Raw genomic sequence first — 4060 nt, forward strand, 5'->3', positions numbered from 1 at the left:
GTAAATATATTTACTATATATTTGTGGTATAAACTAAAAACAAGGAACTATTTTTTTTGAAATAGATGACAACTAAAGTATAATGATTATGAATATTAACGAACAAAAATACTTCGAAGGTCTTTTTAAATTTATCGAGACTGTACATGGTTCTGATGAACTGTCTAAAGTAAATGAATCGAACATTGTTAACTATATGGAATCTTACAACAAAGCTTATGAGTCTTTTTTCATAAAGGTCTTTAATATGCCAGAACGTAAAAGAGAAGATTTATTTTCAATTATATATCTACAAACTTATAAAAACCTTTCTATAATTAATGTAAATAAACAAATAAACCAAATAATTGAAAAATATCCAAGATGAAATAACCTGAATCGGTGGCGGAATGGTAGACGCATAGAATCCGAGAAAGGTAGATAGGTCGTAACCAGCCTCTACCGTGCAGGTTCGAGTCCTGCCCGATTCACAAGATCACCAGACGAATAAAGAGCAAGAATAACTAATTAAATTAAACTTAAAAAATTAACCATTTTATTTTTCACGATGATATTATTACGGTTTTAGCTCTTTTCCGTGTCTGGGTGATTTGAAATGAAATATAAAAATAATCATGGAAACTAAAACATGTCCTATCTGTGGAATAGAAAAGCCAATAAGTGAATATCACTCTTATTACTCAAAAGAGCGTCAGAAGTACAGGATCGGCAATTATTGTAAACCATGTGCAAGAATAAACGCAAATGAGAGGGCTAAAATTCATTTTCAAAATAACAGAGAAGCTAAATTACAGTATTCTCGTGACTATCGAGCAGATGAAAAGAATAAAGAAAAACTAAAAGTTCTATCTGTCAGATTCAAACAAAAGTATAGAGAAGAACTGCAAGATTGTTATGTGAGGGATAGGCTTAGTATGGAAAATAGTATTCCTGCATCTTATTCTAGGATCAATCCCGAAATAGTAGAAGCGAAAAGATTACAAATAAAGATAAAACGAAAACTAAAATCATTACAAGATGGCAAAGAATAAATTATCAGACCTAAACGATCACCTGTTTGCAACATTAGAAAGGTTGAATGAAGAAGATTTAAGTGCAGACCAAATAGAAATTGAATCGAAACGAGCAGAAGCAATTATCGGAGTTTCAAATCAGATTATTAATAATGCTAAGATTACTATTGATGCTTTGAAATTGGTAACGGTTGGAAACCTTACATTTAATGAACTTCCTGATAGTTTTGGATTGAAAAGGATTAATCAGTAAGTAGGGATTAATAAAAATAGTATATTTACCGTAGAAAAGAAAAGGATTATGGAAGATCAAAACATAAAATATTATTTAGAGCAAGAAAGAATCTTAAAGTAGGAGATACACTAACTAAGGAGGTCAAAAGATGAACATCACACTCGACCAACTAAAAGAGATAGCTAAAGCAGGGTATGAAAGTAATATATCCGACTTTAATATGAATGGATGTTATATTAGGGGAACTGAAACTAGTATTGCTCTATTGGATGGAGATTGCATCTATCTTTTTCTAATATGCTATGATAACGAGAATACATTTATACATTTTGATAGAACAAACGCAAGATTCAACCACCTCGCAGCCATCCGTAAAATGGAAGAGCTTGGGATAATTGAGAAGTAAGATGAAATACAAAGGCATAGATTACTATAAGGAGAAGTCAAAAGATGAAAAACAAAAATCATCTGATAGACCGATTGCCATGAGCCAAAGTGATTATGATAAAATGGTTAATGCTATGAAAAAATATAAAACACCGAATTTAGATGGCTTAATAAAAGAACTTTTCAGTATCAACGAAAAGGAAGTACTAGAACGCCATAAGCAAATAGATGCTGATATAGAATACATCTTGCGCAACAAGATAGACAAACCAATCAAAGGCGAAATCACCAAAGGTAAACTTCGTTGGAGGGGCATAAAAGATATTGCCTACGGTGAAAACTTTGAGTTCTTAGGTATTATGCAAAGAGGTAAATTGATAAAAAGATAACGAAGCAGAAATAAATGATATATTAGATAAATTTGAATAACATACAGCCTTAAAACTGTATAAATTATTGGTTGTTAGACGTGTTACTGTGAAGTAATGCGTCTTTTTTTTCGTTGAAAACTATTTTAAAAACATTATACTTTAGTTGTCATATTTGTTTATATTTGCTTACATAGTGAATTTAAAAACAAGTAGATATCTATGAAAGCAAAAATCTTAGAAGCCTTAAAAACGAAGTATAAAACTTTGGGTTTGGGTGAATCGGCGTTCAGTGGGGTTGCCGAAATTTTAGAAAAAACCATTACAGATGAAACACAGATCGAAACCGCAGTCGCAGGGGTCGAAGCATGGCTAAAAGTGGCACAGGGTGAAGGTGATAGAGTAAGAAACGACAAAGCAAAACAAGCACAATCAACAACCGCTCAAACTGCACAACCACAAACAAACGCACCTACAGTAACACCAAACGCTCAAACACAAGCGGGTGGTAATAATCAAGATGATTTGGCGACAATTATAGCCAAAGCCGTAGAAGCAGCAACAAAGCCGATTACGGACAAGTTAGCATCTATTGAAACGGATAAAGTGGTTAACTCCCGCAAGTCCATTCTTGAATCAGCTTTAAAGGGTGCGCCAGAAGCCTATCGCAATTCAATGCTCTCAACGTTTGAATTTATGAATTTCAGCGATGATGATTCATTCAACAAGTACGTGGAGCAAACAAAAACAACAGCAACAGACCTTTCTTTGGCTGCTTCCAGTTCACGTCCTTATGGGGGTGCTAGAGTCCCAAGCAAAGAGGCATCTCAAGCTGAGTGTGACAAAATTGTAAATAAAATAATCAGTAAAATGTAATTAAAAATGGCAGCAATAGCAGATTTAGCAGGACAGCCAACCAAAATAATTCATGGAAAAGATGCTGTGGTAATAAAGCAGTATTTTGATGGATATGATGGTGGGCGAACTCTGGATGTTTCGGGATATAATCTACCCGAAATAAGAAAGGGGCATGTTGTAATAAAGGAAACAGCAACAAACACATTTAAACCGATGCCCCTAAATAGTACGAATGATGCTTATGGTAGTTTACCGTCTGGACACGAATATGTTGGTATAGCTACTCATACAACTCTAACATCACAACCTTTCGTTGGTATTCTTACAAATGGTACAGTTAATCACAAAGCAGCCCCTTTTGATATGACTGCAATATTAGCAGCAGTTAAGGCGGCGTGTCCACAAATTGAATTTAGGGAGGATTGATAAATGGAACAAACACACTATAAAAAGTATTTCGATGCTTATTTGGATGGCGTACTACTTAGTACGATAAATAAGCTCAATGGGGAAGAAAACCCAGCACAGCCAAGATACAGATTCAAAACTATGCTATCCCCTCAATTTTCGATGGATGGAAAATGGAAATCTGTAATTAATAATTATCAGCATGTTAAGGCGGATATTGTTTCTTACAACTCCCCATTACCACTTAAAAGCAGACCTTCATTAGAAGTAGCTAGTGGCAAGATTCCAAAATCGGGTATGCGTAAGAAAATTGAAGAAGATGAATTGACAGCATTACAGGATATGGAAGGGCTTGGACTTGCGGAAGAAGTAAAGTCTGTACTTTTCGGAGATACTGTTTCTTGTATATATGGTATGTATGAGAACCTTGAATATTTACATCTTCTCGGATTGTCGTCAGGTATAGCATTAGTTACAGAGGAAAACAATGTAGGTACAGCAACTCGATTAAACTTCGGCTATCTGGAAGAAAATAAATTTGGTGTTGCATTTGACTGGAATAATCCTGTAACATCAAAACCACTTGATGATATTGAAAAAATGGTTGATAAGAGTGAGGGGGCAATCCGCATATTAATGATGGATAGACCTACTGCTAATAAACTAAGAAATTCATATCAGGTAAGACGTGATGTTGCCGCTTCTAGTGGTGCAGTAGTAATTGATGCTTCCGTTGCAAGACGTCCATCTGTGGCTGAATTAAATGATTTTTTAACTACAGAATATAATAT

At 34.5% G+C, this 4060-nt stretch carries 7 protein-coding genes, 1 tRNA gene and 1 pseudogene; all 9 read left to right on the forward strand.

What is annotated here, in order from left to right; translation table 11 throughout:
- Nucleotides 1-88 precede the first annotated feature (88 nt).
- Nucleotides 89-367: a hypothetical protein gene (locus tag JGH11_RS19200; RefSeq protein WP_201114489.1), complete on the forward strand. Its 279-nt coding sequence runs from the start codon at nt 89-91 to the stop codon at nt 365-367.
- Nucleotides 368-375: 8 nt separating this feature from the next.
- A tRNA-OTHER gene (locus JGH11_RS19205) sits at nt 376-470 on the forward strand.
- 144 nt (nt 471-614) lie between these two features.
- Nucleotides 615-1031, forward strand: coding sequence for a hypothetical protein (locus JGH11_RS19210; RefSeq protein ID WP_201114491.1), 417 nt, complete (start codon nt 615-617; stop codon nt 1029-1031).
- Nucleotides 1018-1266 carry a hypothetical protein gene (locus tag JGH11_RS19215; protein ID WP_201114494.1) on the forward strand — a complete coding sequence of 83 codons (249 nt, stop codon included), beginning with the start codon at nt 1018-1020 and terminating at the stop codon, nt 1264-1266. The genes JGH11_RS19210 and JGH11_RS19215 overlap by 14 nt, the downstream gene beginning before the upstream one ends.
- 130 nt (nt 1267-1396) lie before the next feature.
- A complete protein-coding gene (locus JGH11_RS19220; RefSeq protein ID WP_201114497.1) occupies nt 1397-1654 on the forward strand; it encodes a hypothetical protein in 258 nt (85 codons plus the stop codon).
- 1 nt (nt 1655) lies between these two features.
- A complete protein-coding gene (locus tag JGH11_RS19225) occupies nt 1656-2024 on the forward strand; it encodes a hypothetical protein (protein WP_201114499.1) in 369 nt (122 codons plus the stop codon).
- Between the two features lie 201 nt (nt 2025-2225).
- Nucleotides 2226-2879 carry a hypothetical protein gene (locus tag JGH11_RS19230; protein ID WP_201114502.1) on the forward strand — a complete coding sequence of 218 codons (654 nt, stop codon included), beginning with the start codon at nt 2226-2228 and terminating at the stop codon, nt 2877-2879.
- A gap of 6 nt (nt 2880-2885) precedes the next feature.
- Nucleotides 2886-3287: a hypothetical protein gene (locus JGH11_RS19235; RefSeq protein ID WP_201114505.1), complete on the forward strand. Its 402-nt coding sequence runs from the start codon at nt 2886-2888 to the stop codon at nt 3285-3287.
- Between the two features lie 3 nt (nt 3288-3290).
- Nucleotides 3291-4060 (forward strand): annotated as a pseudogene (locus JGH11_RS19240) (hypothetical protein); the annotation flags it as partial.

The organism is Dysgonomonas sp. Marseille-P4677, from assembly GCF_016652235.1.
Lineage (GTDB): Bacteria > Bacteroidota > Bacteroidia > Bacteroidales > Dysgonomonadaceae > Dysgonomonas.

Coding starts and splice junctions, on each gene's coding strand:
- JGH11_RS19215 (WP_201114494.1), top strand. CDS start 1,018: ATGGCAAAGAATAAATTATCAGACCTAAACGATCACCTGTTTGCAACA.
- JGH11_RS19210 (WP_201114491.1), top strand. CDS start 615: ATGGAAACTAAAACATGTCCTATCTGTGGAATAGAAAAGCCAATAAGT.
- JGH11_RS19220 (WP_201114497.1), top strand. CDS start 1,397: ATGAACATCACACTCGACCAACTAAAAGAGATAGCTAAAGCAGGGTAT.
- JGH11_RS19235 (WP_201114505.1), top strand. CDS start 2,886: ATGGCAGCAATAGCAGATTTAGCAGGACAGCCAACCAAAATAATTCAT.
- JGH11_RS19230 (WP_201114502.1), top strand. CDS start 2,226: ATGAAAGCAAAAATCTTAGAAGCCTTAAAAACGAAGTATAAAACTTTG.
- JGH11_RS19200 (WP_201114489.1), top strand. CDS start 89: ATGAATATTAACGAACAAAAATACTTCGAAGGTCTTTTTAAATTTATC.
- JGH11_RS19225 (WP_201114499.1), top strand. CDS start 1,656: ATGAAATACAAAGGCATAGATTACTATAAGGAGAAGTCAAAAGATGAA.